General features: G+C 64.1%; 16 protein-coding genes and 1 tRNA gene. 11 read left to right on the top strand and 6 right to left on the bottom strand.

What is annotated here, in order from left to right:
* Positions 1-42: 42 nt before the first annotated feature.
* Positions 43-1398, top strand: coding sequence for an MFS transporter (locus TVC13_RS06695; protein ID WP_422400483.1), 1356 nt, complete (start codon positions 43-45; stop codon positions 1396-1398).
* Positions 1399-1401: 3 nt separating this feature from the next.
* Here the strand turns inward: TVC13_RS06695 and TVC13_RS06690 are convergent, their stop codons facing one another.
* The 3 genes from TVC13_RS06690 to kynA form a co-directional block, all read right to left on the bottom strand.
* Entirely contained in the window at positions 1402-1791 is a 390-nt protein-coding gene (locus TVC13_RS06690) for a DUF1801 domain-containing protein (protein ID WP_422400446.1), read from the bottom strand.
* Between the two features lie 67 nt (positions 1792-1858).
* Entirely contained in the window at positions 1859-2434 is a 576-nt protein-coding gene (gene dcd / locus TVC13_RS06685; protein ID WP_422400445.1) for a dCTP deaminase, read from the bottom strand.
* A gap of 20 nt (positions 2435-2454) precedes the next feature.
* The gene (gene kynA, locus TVC13_RS06680; protein WP_422400444.1) at positions 2455-3306 is read right to left on the bottom strand and encodes a tryptophan 2,3-dioxygenase; all 852 of its coding nucleotides are present in this window, start codon (positions 3304-3306) and stop codon (positions 2455-2457) included.
* Between the two features lie 192 nt (positions 3307-3498).
* Between kynA and TVC13_RS06675 the strand changes: the two genes are divergently transcribed.
* From TVC13_RS06675 to TVC13_RS06630, 10 genes are all read left to right on the top strand, one after another.
* Positions 3499-4005 carry an SseB family protein gene (locus TVC13_RS06675; RefSeq protein ID WP_422400443.1) on the top strand — a complete coding sequence of 169 codons (507 nt, stop codon included), beginning with the start codon at positions 3499-3501 and terminating at the stop codon, positions 4003-4005.
* Positions 4006-4171: 166 nt separating this feature from the next.
* On the top strand, positions 4172-5212 hold the full coding sequence (locus TVC13_RS06670; protein ID WP_422400442.1) for a M4 family metallopeptidase: 1041 nt from the start codon (positions 4172-4174) through the stop codon (positions 5210-5212).
* Complete coding sequence (locus TVC13_RS06665) at positions 5209-5472, top strand: protealysin inhibitor emfourin (RefSeq protein WP_422400441.1); 264 nt, start codon at positions 5209-5211, stop codon at positions 5470-5472. Before TVC13_RS06670 ends, TVC13_RS06665 begins: the two co-directional genes overlap by 4 nt.
* A 108-nt stretch (positions 5473-5580) precedes the next feature.
* Positions 5581-5654 (top strand) — tRNA-Gly (locus TVC13_RS06660).
* 93 nt (positions 5655-5747) lie between these two features.
* The gene (gene panD, locus TVC13_RS06655; protein WP_422400440.1) at positions 5748-6167 is read left to right on the top strand and encodes an aspartate 1-decarboxylase; all 420 of its coding nucleotides are present in this window, start codon (positions 5748-5750) and stop codon (positions 6165-6167) included.
* A 318-nt stretch (positions 6168-6485) separates the two neighbouring features.
* Positions 6486-7772 (top strand): extracellular solute-binding protein, encoded by a 1287-nt coding sequence (locus tag TVC13_RS06650; RefSeq protein WP_422400439.1) that lies wholly within the window; start codon positions 6486-6488, stop codon positions 7770-7772.
* Positions 7769-8731 (top strand): carbohydrate ABC transporter permease, encoded by a 963-nt coding sequence (locus tag TVC13_RS06645; RefSeq protein ID WP_422400438.1) that lies wholly within the window; start codon positions 7769-7771, stop codon positions 8729-8731. The genes TVC13_RS06650 and TVC13_RS06645 overlap by 4 nt, the downstream gene beginning before the upstream one ends.
* Complete coding sequence (locus TVC13_RS06640; RefSeq protein ID WP_422400437.1) at positions 8732-9574, top strand: carbohydrate ABC transporter permease; 843 nt, start codon at positions 8732-8734, stop codon at positions 9572-9574. It begins immediately after the preceding gene.
* A 36-nt stretch (positions 9575-9610) separates the two neighbouring features.
* Positions 9611-10888, top strand: coding sequence for an ABC transporter ATP-binding protein (locus TVC13_RS06635; protein ID WP_422400436.1), 1278 nt, complete (start codon positions 9611-9613; stop codon positions 10886-10888).
* Positions 10889-10968: 80 nt separating this feature from the next.
* Positions 10969-11952 carry a hypothetical protein gene (locus tag TVC13_RS06630; RefSeq protein WP_422400435.1) on the top strand — a complete coding sequence of 328 codons (984 nt, stop codon included), beginning with the start codon at positions 10969-10971 and terminating at the stop codon, positions 11950-11952.
* Between the two features lie 76 nt (positions 11953-12028).
* Here the strand turns inward: TVC13_RS06630 and TVC13_RS06625 are convergent, their stop codons facing one another.
* The 3 genes from TVC13_RS06625 to TVC13_RS06615 form a co-directional block, all read right to left on the bottom strand.
* Positions 12029-13942 (bottom strand): NHL domain-containing thioredoxin family protein, encoded by a 1914-nt coding sequence (locus TVC13_RS06625; protein ID WP_422400434.1) that lies wholly within the window; start codon positions 13940-13942, stop codon positions 12029-12031.
* Positions 13939-16086: a cytochrome c oxidase assembly protein gene (locus TVC13_RS06620; RefSeq protein ID WP_422400433.1), complete on the bottom strand. Its 2148-nt coding sequence runs from the start codon at positions 16084-16086 to the stop codon at positions 13939-13941. The genes TVC13_RS06625 and TVC13_RS06620 overlap by 4 nt, the downstream gene beginning before the upstream one ends.
* Positions 16087-16223: 137 nt before the next feature.
* Positions 16224-16508 carry an HU family DNA-binding protein gene (locus TVC13_RS06615; protein ID WP_055239039.1) on the bottom strand — a complete coding sequence of 95 codons (285 nt, stop codon included), beginning with the start codon at positions 16506-16508 and terminating at the stop codon, positions 16224-16226.
* Positions 16509-16713: the final 205 nt, after the last annotated feature.

Below are 16713 nucleotides of genomic sequence, written 5' to 3'. Positions count from 1 at the left end.
TTCCGCGCGCTTTTGCCCGCTAGCATCTGGAGCATGGCTTCGATGACGCACGCAACCCCCGGACAGTCCGGGATCCCCGCTCAGGCGCGACGGCGGGAGGTTTGGGCGTGGGCATCCTGGGACTGGGGATCGGCGTCATTCAACGCCGTCATGACCACCTTCGTTTTCACGGTGTATCTGACTTCCGATTTATTTGGTGATGAAGATCATGCTTCGGCGGTGCTGGGCGCCGGCCTGGCGGTGGCCGGCGTTCTGGTGGCCGTGCTGGCCCCCGTTGCCGGCCAGCGGTCCGACGCCGGCGGGCGCCGCAAGCTGTGGCTGGCGGTCAACACCGTGGCGGTCTGCGTTGCAACCGGACTCTGCTTCTTTGTGTATCCCAGCGAGAACTTCCTGCTGCTCGGCGTCGCGCTCATTGCCCTGGCCAACGTGTTCTTCGAGTTCGCCAACGTGAACTACTTCGCGATGCTCAAGCAGGTCTCCACGCCGGGCACGATCGGCAAGGTCAGCGGATTCGGCTGGGCCATGGGATATGTGGGCGGAATCGCCGCCCTGGCGCTGGTACTGGTGGGATTCATCAACCCGGACGTCGGCTGGTTCGGCGTCACCTCGGAGAACGGCCAGAACATCCGCGCCGTGGCTCTCTTCTCCGCGGCATGGTTCCTGGTCTTCTCCCTGCCCATCTTCTTCACCGTGCCTGAGGTTCCAAGGACCCGCGCCGCAAAGATCGGTTTCTTCGCCTCCTACGGGCTGTTGTTCCGCCGGATCAAGGCAATCTACAGGACCAGCCCGCACACCATCTTCTTCCTGCTGGCCAGCGCGGTGTTCCGGGACGGGCTGGCGGCCGTCTTCACGTTCGGGGGCATCATTGCAGGCGGAACCTTCGGCTGGGAGCTCCCGCAGGTGATCATGTTCGCCATCTTCGGGAACATCGTGGCGGCAGCCGGCTCCTTCGCCGGCGGATTCCTCGATGACCGGATTGGTCCCAAGCCTGTGATCGTCGGTGCGCTGACGGGCCTGCTGCTGGCAGGAACGGTCATTGCCGTGCTCGGTGCGGACGAGGTGAGCATGTTTGGCCTTGAATGGACCGGGGACACCACGTTCTGGATTTTCGGCCTGGCCCTGTGCCTCTTCGTCGGACCGGCCCAGTCTGCCTCGCGTGCCTTCCTCGCTCGGCTCGCGCCCGACGGCGAGGAGTCGGAGCTCTTTGGGCTCTACGCAACCACCGGCCGCGCCGTGAGTTTCCTGGCGCCGTCGCTGTTTGCGGCCTTCATCGCCATCTTCGGGGCGCAGCGGTACGGCATTATCGGCATTCTGCTGGTGCTGCTGCTGGGCCTGCTGGCGCTGCTGCCGGTCCGTGCCCCGGGGCGTACGCCCAAGGCAGTGGTGCCGGAGGTCTAGCGGCTATTCCAGCTGCGCCACCCACTGGCGGACGACGTCGGTGAAATCATCCATGGCCGCTTCGGCTGCCGCCCTGCTGGAGAAGGTCACCACTCCCCTGTTCCTCCCGGCCATCCGCAGCACCTTGCGCGGATCGGTGACGGTGATTTCCCGGTGGTCGGGTTTCGGCCTGGCGCCGGTGTGAAGGACAACCTGGATGTTCTCCGGGCGGCGCAGGCTGAAAGTGGCAAAGTCATCACGCAGGGCGAAGTTCGGGGCGCCCCACTTGATGTTCTCGCGGATCCGGGGATCCACGGAGAGAATGGCCGCACGAAGGTGCCGCACCACGGAGGACATCGGGTGGTCCAGGGCTGCCAGGTAATCCGTCAGCTCTTCTGGTTCTGCGGGTTCCATGCGCACAATCTGGCACCGTGCAGTGCCGGTGTCCACAGTATTCAGGCGCAGACGGTGCCTGGAGACCCTAGATGCTGGTGCGGTGGAAGTTCTGGTAGCTGCGCGACGCCGTCGGGCCGCGCTGGCCCTGGTACCGGTTGCCATAGGCGCCGGAACCGTAGGCGTGTTCCGCTGGCGAGGTGAGCCGGAAGAAACACAGCTGGCCGATCTTCGAGCCGGGCCAGAGCTTAATCGGCAGGGTTGCCATATTGGAGAGTTCAAGCGTCACGTGGCCGGAGAAACCGGGGTCGATGAAGCCGGCAGTGGAGTGCGTCAGCAGACCGAGCCGGCCCAGCGAGGACTTGCCTTCCAGCCGGGCAGCAACGTCGTCCGGGAGGGTGACCTGTTCGTAGGTGGATCCAAGGACGAACTCGCCCGGGTGCAGGATGAACGGTTCGTCCGGGGCCACTTCAACCAGGCGGGTCAGGTCGGGCTGGTCCAGGGACGGATCGATGTGCGCGTACTTGTGGTTGTCGAAAAGCCGGAAGTAGCGGTCGATCCGTACGTCCACGCTGGAGGGCTGCACCATGGCCGGGTCGTAGGGATCGAGAACGATCCGCTCGTCTGCAATTTCGGCTCGGATGTCGCGGTCAGATATCAGCACCTTCTAAAAATAGCGCATCCTCATGCCTGCTTAATTTCGGTCCGGACAGCATAGAGCTCGGGAAAAAACGTCAGGTCCAGGGCGCTGCGCAGGAAGTGCGCGCCGGAGGATCCCCCGGTGCCCCGCTTCATCCCAATGGTCCGCTGCACGGTTAGCAGGTGGCGGAAGCGCCAGAGCTGGAAGTTGTCCTCCAGATCCACCAGCTCCTCGCAGGCCTCGTAGATGTCCCAGTTCTCCGCGGGATTCTCATAGACGAGCCGGAATATGTCCATCAGGGCTGCGTTGAAGACGTGGGCCTGTGTGACGTCACGTTCAAGCAGTTCCTGCGGCACCGGGTAGCCGCGGCGGCTGAGCGCAGCGATGAACTCGTCATAGACGCTGGTGGCGGCCAGCAGTTCCGCGAGCAGCGCCTGGGCCTGCGGATCGGAGCGGAACACCTCCAGCATGGCGGCGTTCTTGTTTCCCAGCAGGAACTCGACGGCGCGGTACTGGTAGGACTGGAAACCGGAGGAAGCGCCGAGCTCGCCCCGGAACTCGGCGTACTCGGACGGAGTCAGCGTGGCCAGGACGGACCACTGTTCAGTCAGCGAGCGCTGGATGTGCTTGATCCGGGCGATCCCCTTCATGGCAGCACGCAGGTCGTCAGCCATCAGCCGGGCACGGACACCGCGCAGCTCGTGCAGGACAAGCTTTAGCCACAGTTCGGAGGTCTGGTGCTGAATGATGAACACCATCTCGTCATGATGGCTGCTCACCGGATGCTGGGCGGAGAGCAGCTCATCAAGGCCCAGGTAGGAGCCGTAGCTCATTTTCCGGCTGAAGTCCCGCTCGATTCCTGGCTCCAGGTCCCTGGTGTTCCGGTCTACGCTCATCGCTGCTCCATTAGTGGCTGACTGTAGTGGCTGATTGGCTGCCTGTGCTCTGTACATACCGCTTTATAAGGCCTGTGTGTTCGCCCTTACCCGGTTCACGGTAGCCGGGACGCCGCACCAGTGGCTTCTGCGCCACGGGGAGGCTGTGGAAGACTGGCGGTTTATGCATCCGACCCTCCAGAGGAGGTCCCCTTGGACAACGGCACCGAGAACAGCACCAACGGCATCGAAGACGACCGCAGCCAGGAAACCGGCACCCCGGAAGGTGCCCAGTCCGGATCGCCTGCTCCCGACACGGAACTGGAGCAGGTCATTGTTGCCGGCCAGGCGGGGACGGCCAGCAACAAGGACGTCATCACGGCAATCTGGAACTCGGAGCTGCTCAGTGTCGGCCGGCTGACTGTCGAGAACGACCCGGCGAGCTTCCAGGCCCTGGTCCTGAAGTCCCCCGAAGGCGCGGCACCTGTCGCAGCAACCTTCACGGACGCCAGGCGCATTCCTCCGCGCATCCGCGATACCGCTCCGATCATGGTCAAGGCGTCCGGCGAGGCGACCCTGCGCAGCATCGCTCCGGGTTACGGGCTGGCGATCAACCCGGGCAACCCGCTGGGACTCGAACTTGGCCCGGAGGGCGTTGAAGCCGTAGTCGCAGCCTTTGGCGGCGCTCCCGCAGCGGACCCGGATACCTCCGCCGGCTAATCCGCCTGCCCCTCCGCAGCGGCCCCAGCCTGCTTTTAGGTTGCCCTTTGGCCAACAGTGCCCGGTTTTGCCTGCCTCGGCCTTGCCGTGTGGGTGGCGGCGCATAGTCTTGGGAAACTCACTACAGATGGAGGGCTGTAAAGTGACCTGTTTCCCAGCTTCCCAAATGAACTGCTCGATCGTTCCGCCGTATCTGCTCTCCCGGATCGCTGAACGTCCCGACCGGCTTGCCGGCGCTGCCGATGCTGCCCGGCGCACGCTGATGGAGTTCAACTCCGTCGCAGAAACCCGGCAGCTCGGCCGCACCGCCAAGGCGAAGTCATCCGGTACCGCCTTCAGCCCCAAGCTCCGCCGCACCGTTTTTGACGCGATGCAGCGGCAGGAGCTTCCAGGAAAGGAAGTGCGCGCCGAGGGTGCTCCCCCAACAGGGGATCCCGCGGTGGACGAGGCCTACGACGGTCTGGGGGCTACCTACGCCCTTTTTGAGGATGCCTACGGACGGGCGTCCGTGGACGGCGCGGGGCAGCCCCTCCTGGCCACCGTGCATTACGGGCGCGACTATGACAACGCGTTCTGGGACGGTGCGCAGATGGTCCTGGGTGATGGGGACGGAGAAGTCTTCGAACGGTTCAGCAAGTCGCTGACCGTGATTGGGCATGAACTGACCCACGGAGTCATCCAGTACACGGCCAGGCTGGTCTACCAGAGCCAGGCCGGTGCCCTGAACGAATCCGTGTCCGACGTGTTCGGCACCCTGGTGGAACAGCGCCTCCTGGGACAAACCGTGAATGATGCGTCCTGGCTGATCGGCGAGGGACTTTTCACCCCTGAGGTCAGCGGATCGGCACTCCGGTCCCTGGCCGCTCCCGGAACGGCATACGACGACGACGTCCTGGGCAAGGATCCGCAGCCTGCCAACATGTCCGGTTACGTGGAAACCACCTCGGACAACGGGGGTGTGCACCTGAACTCGGGAATCCCCAACCATGCCTTCTACCTCACGGCTATGCGGCTCGGCGGCTACGCATGGGAACGCGCAGGCCAGGTCTGGTATGACACGATCACGGAGCCCAACTTTCCCGCAGACTGCTCCTTTGCGCTCTTTGCGTCAGCCACCATCACGGCTGCTGAAAAGCGCTACGGTGCCGGAAGCGAAGAAAGTTCTGCTGTGCAGGCCGCATGGCAAGAGGTTAATGTCATGGTATGAGACTGGTTGTGGTGCGTACCGGAGGTATGGCTGGCATGCGACGCACGTGGAGCAGCGAGGTGAGTTCCGAGGAAGCCGAGGAACGCTGGCTTCCCCTGCTCCAGGACCCGCCGCAGGAGTCCGCCGGCGGTCCCGACCGGTTTACCTATGAGATCAGCGTTGGCCAGCAGGCCGTCACCATTCCCGAGACTTCGCTCAAGGGGCGGTGGCAGGAACTGGTGGACCGGGCCAGGGACGGCGAAGAGGCGCGCCGGGCCTAGGTTCCACCGCGGCGGCTGGTTCCCGGCGGCGTGGCCTGCAACGCCTTTATGCTGCTGGTGCCAAAGGCATGTAAAGTGGTTTGTTGTGCCGGTGGCTTCACCGGCATTGCGGGCGTAGCTCAATGGTAGAGCGCTAGCTTCCCAAGCTCGATACGCGGGTTCGATTCCCGTCGCCCGCTCCAGCGTGATGTTTCACTTACACCCCCGGTCCGCGGACCGGGGGTGTTTTTGCCGCCCGGGGGCGGCTCGGAGGCGGGCGTACACTTGAACACGCTATGAACCGGAAAATGTTTAAGTCCAAAATCCACCGGGCCACCGTTACCCACTCAAATCTCCACTACGTCGGATCCGTGACCGTGGATGAGGACCTGCTCGATGCCGCCGACATCCTTCCGGGTGAACTGGTTGCGATTGTGGACGTGGACAACGGCTCGCGGCTGGAAACCTACACCATTGCCGGCGAACGCGGCTCCGGCGTCATTGGCATTAACGGTGCCGCTGCGCACCTGGTGAACATCGGGGACAAGGTCATCCTCATCACCTACGCCGACATGACCACGGACGAAGCCCGTTCCTACGTACCTGTTGTGGTCCACGTAGACGCCGGCAACCGCATTCTTGAACTGGGCAGCGACCCGGCCGAGGCACTCACTCCCGGCACCGAGCGCCCGCCGCTCGCCGTTTCCCGCGGCTAAGCCTTCTGCCTCCTCAGCTGCGTTCGGCAAAACTGCCGGCAGTTACTGGCGCCCTACTCGCTTATCTGGCCGCAACAAGCGGCGTCTACGTACCCGGTTCCCCCTCCCGGACACGGTTGGATAACAGTTAGCACCCCTGCCACCTGAGCTTTCGCGGCTTTAGCCCGGGAACTGTGGCGCAATGCACCTTGCAGGGCATATGGTCGATCGAAAGGTTGCTGAGCTTCCTTTCGCGGAACATCACTGAAGTCCATGCCTACGACGAGGTGGAGGCATATACCCATGCCACAAGGTGCAAAACATCACGGCAGACACCGGATGAGGAAGTCTGCAGCTGCGGGGTTCGCCCTCGCCGTCGGTGCCACTCTGCTGGCAGGCTGCAGTTCGGATTCCGGTTCTGCGCCGACCCTGACGTGGTACATCAACCCGGACGACGGCGGGCAGGCCGAAATCGCCAAGCGATGCTCTGACGCTTCGGACGGGGCGTACACCATCGAGACTTCGCTGCTTCCCACCGACGCGGCTTCCCAGCGGGAACAGCTGGCCCGGCGCCTCGCCGCCGGCGACACCAGCATGGACATCATGAGCCTGGACCCGCCGAACGTTCCCGAATACGCCGAACCGGGCTATTTGGCTCCCATCCCCGACGATGTCCGCGAACGCACCACGGCAAACGTCGTGGAGGGCGCCCTCGCCGGAGCCACCTGGAAGGACGAGGTAGTGGCGGTCCCGTTCTGGGCCAACACGCAGATCCTCTGGTACCGCAAGTCAGTGGCCGAGGCAGCCGGTCTGGACATGAGCCAGCCCGTCACCTGGGACCAGCTGATCGAAGCGGTTGCCAGCCAGGATAAGTACCTCAGCGTTCAGGGTGCCCGGGCCGAGTCCATGACCGTGTGGGTGAACGCACTGATCGAATCAGCCGGTGGACAGATTGTGGAGAACCCCGACGCACCGGCCGACGAGATCAAGCTAAGCCTCGACTCCGAGGCCGGAAAGCAGGCGGCGGAGATCGTCTCCACCATCGGCAAAGAAGGGCTCGGCGGGCCCGGCCTTCCGACCCAGACCGAGAACTTCTCGATGATCCAGTTCCAAGGCGACAAGGGTGCCTTTATGGTCAACTACCCCTTCGTCTGGCCCGCCACCAACGCCGCCGTCGAGGAAGGCGCCCTCCCTGCTTCCCTGATTGATGACATTGGCTGGACGCTGTATCCGCAGGTCAACGAGGGAGAGCAAACCGCGCCCCCGCTTGGCGGGATCGACCTGGGCGTGGGTTCGAAGAGCAAGCACCCGGACCTGGCGTTCGACGCGATCGAGTGCATTGTCAGCCCGGAGAACCAGGCCTACTACTTCGCCAGCAACGGCAACCCGCCGTCCAACCCGGACGCGTACAACGATCCCGAGGTTGTTGACACGTTCCCGATGGCCGGGACCATCCGTGAGTCGCTGGAGCTCTCCAAGCCCCGTCCGCAGACTCCTTACTACAACGAAATCTCCACCGGCATCCAGCAGACCTGGACTCCGCCGCAGGACGTCAATCCGGACACAACGCCGGAAACAAGCCAGCAGTTCATTCTTGAGGTCCTGAAGGGAGAGAGGCTGCTATGAGTACGTCAGTCGAGACGCGTGCCGCCACCGGCGGCAGCCCCAAAGGACGCAAGCCCGGGCTGAGCGACCGGGCCAAGGCTGAACGGCGGCTGGGATTCTGGCTCGCCGGACCGGCGTTCATCATCATGCTGGCCGTGACGGCCTACCCAATCCTCCTCGCGCTGTGGGACTCGCTCTTCAAGTACCGCCTGACTGCCCCGGATGACAGGGAATTCGTTTTCCTCGGCAACTACGCCACCATCCTGACGGACGAAGTGTTCTGGCGGGATCTGGGAGTAACCCTGCTGATCACGGTGGTTACCGTGGTCATCGAGCTGGTCCTCGGCTTCGCCCTGGCCATGGTCATGAACAGTGCGCTGAAGGCCGTGCGCGGCTGGCTTCGCACGGCAATCCTGGTTCCCTACGGCATCATCACCGTGGTTTCCGCCTTCGCTTGGTTCTACGCCTTCGACATCAACTCCGGGTATATAAACCACTGGTTCAGCTGGGTACCTGGCATCAGCACCGACCTGAACTGGTTCGCTGACTTTGGCACCGCCATTACCGTGATCATGGCTTCGGAAATCTGGAAGACGACGCCGTTCATCTCGCTGCTTCTGCTGGCCGGCCTGGCACAGGTACCCGGCGAACTCACCGAAGCGGCCGAAGTCGACGGCGCCACCTGGTGGCAGCGGTTCTCGCGGGTGATCGTGCCGAACATGAAGGCAGCCATCATGGTGGCGGTCCTGTTCCGTGCACTGGATGCGTTCCGCATTTTCGACAACGTCTACATCATGACCAGAGGCGCCTACGGCACGGAGACACTCTCCCTGCTGGCCTACCGGACTTCCATCACCCGGCTGGAGATCGGCATGGGTTCGGCGGTTTCCGTGCTGCTGTTCCTCTGCGTGATCCTGATCTGCTTCATAGCGATCAAACTCTTCAAGGTGGACCTGACCGGCGCACGAGGGGGCAACTAAATGAAATCGTCACCGATACGCAGGCGCATAACCTGGACCATCATTTCGATCCTGGTGATCGTCTACGCGCTGTTCCCGGTCGCTTCCATCTTCGCGACATCGTTCAAGCTTCCCAGCGACCTGACCTCGGGCAGCTTCCTGCCGACAAACTGGTCCACGGTGAACTACGAGCAGATTCTGGTCGGGGACGCCCAGGAACTGTTCCTCTCCGCGCTGCGGAACTCGATCGGCATCTCGCTGATCGCCACGTTCATCGCCGTCGTGCTGGCCACGCTCTGTGCCTACGCAATCGCCCGCCTGGATTTCCCGGGCAAGCGGCTGGTGCTGACCACGGCTCTTGGCGTATCGATCTTCCCGGTGATCTCGATTGTGACCCCGCTGTTCAACCTCTGGCGGAACATCGGTCTCTACGACACCTGGCCCGGATTGATCATTCCCTATCTCTCACTCACCCTTCCCATTTCCATCTGGACCCTGGCTGCGTTCTTCCGCCAGATTCCGTGGGAACTGGAACAGGCTGCGCAGGTCGACGGCGCCACCACCTGGCAGGCGTTCCGGAAGGCGATCGTTCCGCTCGCCGCCCCCGGCGTCTTCACGACGGCAATCATCGCGTTCTTCATCGCCTGGAATGACTTCGTGTACGGGATTTCGCTCACCTCGACCTCCGCTGCCCGGCCGGTGCCGGCGGCTCTGGCATTCTTCACCGGCGCTTCCCAGTTCGAGGCGCCAACCGGAGCAATTTCCGCGGCAGCGATCATTGTGACCATCCCGGTCGTTGTACTCGTACTGCTGTTCCAGCGACAGATCGTATCCGGACTAACCCAGGGCGCCGTCAAGGGCTAGCCCCAGACGCACGGTACTAGAAAAGGAGCCATGAGCATGGCATCTATAACGCTCAACCATCTCGTCAAGAAGTACGGGGACGGCTTCCCGGCCGTCAACGACATCAGCCTGGATATTGCCGACGGGGAATTCATCATCCTGGTGGGCCCCTCCGGCTGCGGCAAGTCGACCCTGCTTCGGATGATTGTGGGTCTGGAGGACATCACCTCCGGTGACCTGCTGATCAACGGGGAGCGCGTCAATGACAAGGCCCCCCGGGACCGGAACCTGGCCATGGTGTTCCAGAACTATGCCCTGTATCCGCACCTGACGGTGTTCGAGAACATCGCCTTCCCGCTCCGGCTGAACAAGGGAAAGTACAGCGATGAGCAGGTCAAGAAACTGGTGAACGATGCAGCGGCGACTCTGGAGCTGACCGAGCATCTGGACCGCAAGCCTGCGAATCTCTCCGGCGGGCAGCGCCAGCGGGTGGCCATGGGCCGGGCGATCGTCCGCCAGGCCGATGCCTTCCTGTTCGATGAGCCGCTCTCCAACCTGGATGCCAAGCTCCGCGGGCAGATGCGTTCGGAAATCGCGCAGATGCAGCGCCGCCTCGGCGTCACCAGCGTCTACGTGACCCACGACCAGACCGAAGCCATGACCCTGGGCGACCGCGTTGCCGTTCTGAAAAAGGGAATCCTGCAGCAGGTGGCCTCCCCCCGCGAACTTTACGAGCAGCCGGTCAACCTGTTTGTTGCCGGTTTCATCGGGTCTCCGTCGATGAACTTCCTCCCCGCAACGATCAAGGACGGCAACGTCCTTGAAACTGCGGTGGGTGACATCACGATTCCCGAGGACAAGGCCGCCAAAGCCGCGGGAAAGAAGGTAGTGCTGGTCGGTATCCGGCCGGAGTTCTTCGAAGATGCCTCTCTTGTTGAGGGGGACAAGAAAGCGCATGGTTCCACCTTCACGGCGCCGATCACCCACACTGAATGGCTCGGCAACGAGCAGTACGGCTACATCCACTTCGATCCGACGCCCGAGGTCCGGGAACTGCTGGATAACCTCGCCAGGGACATGGATGCGGACGAGCTCCGCCCGCAGATTGTTGTGACGCTCGACGCCGCAAGCCGGGTGCGCGGCGGGCGTGAAGCAGAACTGTGGCTGGATACGCGCAAGATCCACATCTTTGATCCCGAGACCGGCGATAACCTCACCCGGGACCCCGAGGCCGGAGCAGAGCTGACGGAGGAAGCCAACGAGCGCCGTGCCGAAGAGATCGCCATGGCCCACGAGGAAACCAGGGAAGCGGCAGCCACCGGAGCTGATTCCTAAACCGGTGCGAAGGTGACCCGGGAACCGCCTGTGCGGCTCCCGGGTCACCCGCGTCCAGCGGCGGCAGGTAACGTAAGAGCGTGCAGGCATCATCACCGGTAATCAAGGCAGTCACCATCTGGCTCACTGCCCTCATGCTCACCATCGCGGCCGCCGTCGTCGTTATTTGGCTTGTCAATGCCAAGGTCTACGGCCCGGCCAAGCAGGTGGATAAGTACCTTCAGGCGATTCAGGACGGCGATGGGGCTCTGGCCCTGGGCATCCTCAATGCCCAGGTCCCGGACGCCAATGCGGCGCTGCTGGATTCGGAGGCGCTGCGCGCGTCCACGCAGGGGCTGGAAGTGCTGGAGCTGGAGGAAGTCCCCGCCTCCGTGGGAGGACGAGCCAATGTGGTTCTCAGCTACCGGCTGGACGGCGCCGAGGCACAGTCCACCTTTGAGCTGGAGCAGACCGGCACCCGCTGGATGTTCTTCGACGAGTGGAGCTTCCGGGCGCAGGACCTGCCCACTGTGCGGGTCACTGCACCCAACCAGAATGAAGCCGAGCTGAACGGCACCCGGGTCCTGCTGCCCGAGGGCACCAACACCTTCGCCGCGTTTTATCCCTCCCGCGTGGCCGCTTCCTACACCAGCGGCTATTTCGAGGCACCGGAGCAGTCAAGTCTGCTCTCCGGCCCCGGGGATGCCGTGGACCTGACGCTGCGCAGCCAGGCCACTGCAGAACTGGTGGAAACCGTCGATGCACGAGTCCGGGAATTCCTGGACAACTGTGCCGGCGAACAGAACCGCCTGGCCCCTCCTGGCTGCCCGTTCTACCACCTGACGGACAACCGGGTGGAGCCACCCATCACCTGGGAGATCCTGGAGTACCCCACGGTGGAGATTTCGCCCGCTGACGGCCACTGGGTCCTGGCGCCGCTGGAAGGCAGGGCCAAGGTCAGCGCGACGCAGACCGATCTGTTCTCCGGAGCGCAGAGCCCGCTGGTGGAAGAGAAAGAGTTCTCCTTCGGTGCCCGGCTGTCGATCACGGACGCCGGTGTGTCCCTCACCGCCGTCATCGAGTAGCTCCTCAGGAAATCGAGATAACAGAAACTGCCCGTATCCGGCCGGATACGGGCAGTTTCTGTTATGTCGATGGTGCCTAGTCGAGGCCGCGGAGGTCCAGGGTCAGCTCCGTTTCGCCGCCGGCCTGCATCAGGACCGGGATCCCCCAGTCCTGCTGGTACAGGTGGCAGGCGGCATGATCCGGGATCTCTCCCCCGGGCTCGCCGTCGCAGGCAGCAGCGCGGGCGGTGATGTGCAGGACACCCTCGGTGACGGTATCGGACAGGACCAGTTCACGGACCAGGCCGACGGCGGTTCCCCCGCCGGAGACCAGGAGCTCTTCCGGGGAGGAGGAGATCTTCAGCTGGGTGGGATCACCCCAGCGGTCATCGAGCTTCTGCCCCTTGGGGGCTGCAAAGCGTACGGTCAGGCCCAGCGCCCCGGGAGCAATGGCGGTCTTGGGCCGCTGGGTCTGGCGCGCTCCTTCGTCCACGGACTGCGCTTCCTTGGGGATCGGCAGCCGCACCAGCTGGTGCCTGTTGGCTTCCACAACGATCAGCAGCGGCTCATCGGCCGTGGAATCGACCAGGACCCCGGACGGCTCTGCGAGGCCGCGGGAGAGCGTGGAGACGGCCTGTGTAACCGGGTCGTAGCGGCGTACGGCGCCGTTGTATGTGTCCGCGATGGCCACCGAGCCGTCCGGAAGCACAGCAACGCCCAGCGGGTGCTGCAGGCGTGCCTCGGAGGAGGCACCATCGCGGTAGCCGAAGTCGAACAGGCCGGTCCCGACGGCGGTGTCCACCGTGACGGCGGGCTTGCCCTCGGCGGAGGTGTCGAAGCGGAGCCTGCGCAGTGCTGAGGTTTCGGAGTCGGCAACCCAGATGCTGCCTTCAGCGTCCTGGGCCAGACCGGAGGACTGGGCGAACCAGGCAGCGTCCCCGTCGCCGTCGAGCAGTCCTTCCAAGCCAGTTCCGGCCAGGATGGACAGGGCACCGGTGGCGGGGTCGAAGGCGAAGATCTGGTGGGTGCCGGCCATGGCCACAACGGCCTGGCCCAGTGCGGTGGACCAGAGCACGTCCCACGGCGAGGAAAGCGAAGTGCCCAGCGGATCGGTTCCGAGGTCTGTCGAGGCCTCAGCAGCCTGGTTCTCGGCGTCGAGCAGCCGCTGGACACCGTTGCCGGCCACTGTCGTGACTGCGCCGGTGGCCAGGTTCACGCCGCGCAGGCGGTGGTTCACGGTGTCGGCAACCAGGACGTCGTAGTCCAGGGTCTCGGCCACGGCTGCGGGCAGCACGGCCAGGCCCTGCGGCTCGTTGAAGCGGGCGGTTCCGGAGTCGCCGTCGCGCCATCCCTTGGTGCCTTCACCGATGACGCGGCGGACGGTTGCCAGGTCCGCTTCCAGTTCCACCAGCCGGTGATGGCCGGTGTCAGCAACCAGGAACGTTCCTTCCGGCAGAGCTACCGCCTTGCCCGGGAACCGCAGGTCACCGGAGGTGGCTTCAGCGGGAACGTAGGGGCCGTCGCCGCGGTGCAGGGTGCCCTTGGCCTCGTGCTCTGCAACGAGCTCCGCTACGAGTGATTCAAGTCCGGCGGCGTGGCCTTCACCGGAGAGGTGGGCCACGATGTAGCCCTCGGGGTCGATGACCACCAGGGTGGGCCAGGCACGGGCCGTGTAGGCCTGCCAGGTGGCCAGCTCAGGGTCATCGAGGACCGGGTGATGGATTTCGTAACGTTCGACGGCGGCCGCCAGCGCCACCGGATCGGCCTCGTGCTCGAACTTGGGCGAGTGGACGCCCACTGTCACCAGGACGTCGGAGTACTTCTCTTCCAGCGGCCGCAGCTCATCGAGGACATGGAGGCAGTTGATGCAGCAGAAGGTCCAGAAGTCCAGCAGGACGATCTTGCCGCGGAGGTCTTCCAGCCCCAGCTGCTTCCCGCCCGTGTTGAGCCAGTTGCGGCCTTCCAGCTCGGAGGCCCGGACGCGGTATCCGGCGCGCACCGTTTCAGTCATCTGCGTTCTCCTTGGTCTGTCCTTGCATCACGTTCGGCCAGCTGGGCGAACATATTGTTGTAAGCCGTAAGTTCAGCATCGTTATTCCGTTCGGCCGCACGGTCTTTGCGTTTTGTTTCACGTGCATCCGTCCGGGACCACTGGAGAGCGACGCCGATCGCCACCAGAACCGTCGGAACTTCGCCGATTCCCCACATGATCGCTCCGCCAAGCTGCTGGTCTTCCAGGGCGCTCACGCCCCAATCGCGGCCCATGTTGCCGAAGTAGGACGCCTGGATCAGTGAGGTCTGGCCCATCACGGCCACGCCGAAGAACGCGTGGAACGCCATGGTGGCCAGCAGGATAACGAGTCGCAGCGGGTAGGGTGCCCGGCTGGGAAGCGGGTCGATCCCGATCATGGTGAGGATGAAGATGTAGCCGGTGAGCAGGAAGTGCAGCACCATCAGTTCATGGCCCACGTGCTCGCGCAGCGCGAACCCGAAGAGCTCCGAGTAATAGAAGATCACGATCGAGCCCGCGAAGTTCACGGCCGCAAAGATCGGATTGGTGATGATCTTGGAATACCGCGAGTGCACCGCGATCAGGATCCATTCGCGCAGGCCGCGGCTGCCGTCCCGGCGCGGGGTCAGGGCCTTGAGCGCCAGGGTAACGGGAGCGCCGAGGACCAGAAACAGCGGCACCACCATGGTCAGCGCCATGTGTCCGAGCATGTGCGTGCTGAAGAGCACCATGCCGTACACGGCGGGCGCGCCGGAGGTGACGTAAGTGAGCGCGATCAGGCCCACGAACCAGCACAGCGTCCGTACCAGGGACCATTTGTCTCCCCGGCGGCGGACCTTGATGACACCCAGCACGTAGGCAGCACCAATGGTCACGACAATCGCGACCCACAGCCAGTCGAAGCGCCACTCGGTGAGGAAGCGTTCTGCCGTAAGTTCCGGCGGCAGGTCGTAGCCGGTGAGGATGCGGGCCGGCGAGGCGTTCGGCGGCAGTTCCTCCGGCCGCGGCGGGGCTGTGCGGGCCAGGGCAGCAGCGACACCGGAGATGGCACCCATGATGAGCAGTTCGACGCCGATCAGCTGCCACAGCACCCGGCCGGCACTCATCGAGCGCGGAGTCTCCGCGGACGTACCCCTGGTGGACCCGGCGGCCTGGGCCGGGAGCTGCGGAATGATCCAGCGCCGGTGCAGGAAGCCGAGGATGCCCAGTACCAGCGTGGCAGCGACCTTGAACAGGACCAGGGCACCCCAGCGTGAATCGAGCTGCTCCAGGGACGTGATCCGAAGCGAGGCGTTGACCAGGCCGGAGGCTGAGACCAGGACGAACCCGAAGCCTGCCAGTGCCGAGAAGCGGCGGAGAACCACCCCGGTGATGTCACCGAGCTGCTTGGCAATGACGGCGAGGACGATGATCCCGCCAATCCACACGCAGACACCGATCAGGTGCAGGCCGATCGAGTTCACTGCGGCGCTGTGGTCATCTCCGCCGGCGGCGTGCCCCACCAGGGCCATGGGCAGCAGTCCGCCGACCGCCAATACAAGCGTGAGCGCCAGGCCGGTCAGGGAACGGACGCCGAACGTCAGGGTAGTCACAACGGCGGCAATAATGCTGACTGCCAGCCAGGCGCGGCCGGTCGCGAAATCAGTCAGGAAGGATGCAAGTCCGTCGGTGTAGGACGGGTCCGGGCTCAGTGGAAGGCCGGAGACATCCGAGTAGGTGAAGAGCATGACGGCGATGGCGGACAGGGTCCACAGGGCTGCGGCGCCGGAGGCGAGGTACATGGCCTGCGTGAAGGCAGGATGCTCAGGGCGGGTCTCCGCCTCCCCCCTGCCGGGCCGGGGTCCGGCGTGCTTGGGAAGAATGAAGACGGCGAATACCAGGGCGCCAATAACTGCCGCCACTGCACCGTTCTGCACCGCCTTCGCGATGGGCAGCCCCCAGCGTGTCAGCGCTCCCGGATCCGAGAGCTGCGATGCGGCGGCCGCACCGGTGAAGAGCAGCGCAACGCTCAGGGCAAGGACCATGACACCGGCACCGGCAGCCAGCCAGCCGTTGCGTGCGGGGTGCCCGGGTTCGGACGGCTGTCCGGCAGGACGGCCCGGCAGGGTGTTCTGGGTCTTGGCAGAGTTTGGCACGGTATCCATTCTCTACCCCTTGTAAAAATTGGGCCAATCACGGCCGCTGTTTGGACCCGGGCAGGCCGGAGCTAACTGCCCGCCGGGCCGGAGAACACGAGAGGCCGGTACCATCCGGTACCGGCCTCTCGGGGAAAGCGAAAATACTACTTCTTGGCGACAGCAGCCTTCAGCTTGGAGCCTGCGGTCAGCTTGACGCTGTGGCCGGCCGGGATCTGGATGGTTTCGCCGGTCTGCGGGTTGCGGCCCTGGCGAGCTGCACGGTCGGTGCGCTCAACAGCAAGCCAGCCCGGGATGGTGATCTTCTCGCCGTTGGCAACGGAAGTGGCGAAGATGTCGAAGACAGCATCGAGCACGCCGTTAACGGCGGTCTGGCTGTTGCCGGACTTCTCTGCGACAGCGGCAACAAGTTCACTGCGGTTCATAGCCAATTTATGTCCTCCTGGACTCTGGTGTTTAGCGCGAGCGGTTCACGGATGCGTAACCGCCTCTGTTCGAAAACTTACCAGCTTGAAAGCCGAAAGCACGCTGAAAACCGCGGGTTTTCGCGGATTTTTCGGGTTTTTGGACAAAATCCATGCCGTTTTGGATGCGGAGAACTCGCGGGTACGCAAAAAGGGCGGCAGCCGTAACGGC

Source organism: Arthrobacter sp. 3Tela_A, from assembly GCF_049311025.1.
Lineage (GTDB): Bacteria > Actinomycetota > Actinomycetes > Actinomycetales > Micrococcaceae > Arthrobacter_B.
Note: the sequence above shows the minus strand (reverse complement) of the source record. Positions and strands in the feature narration are given on the sequence as shown.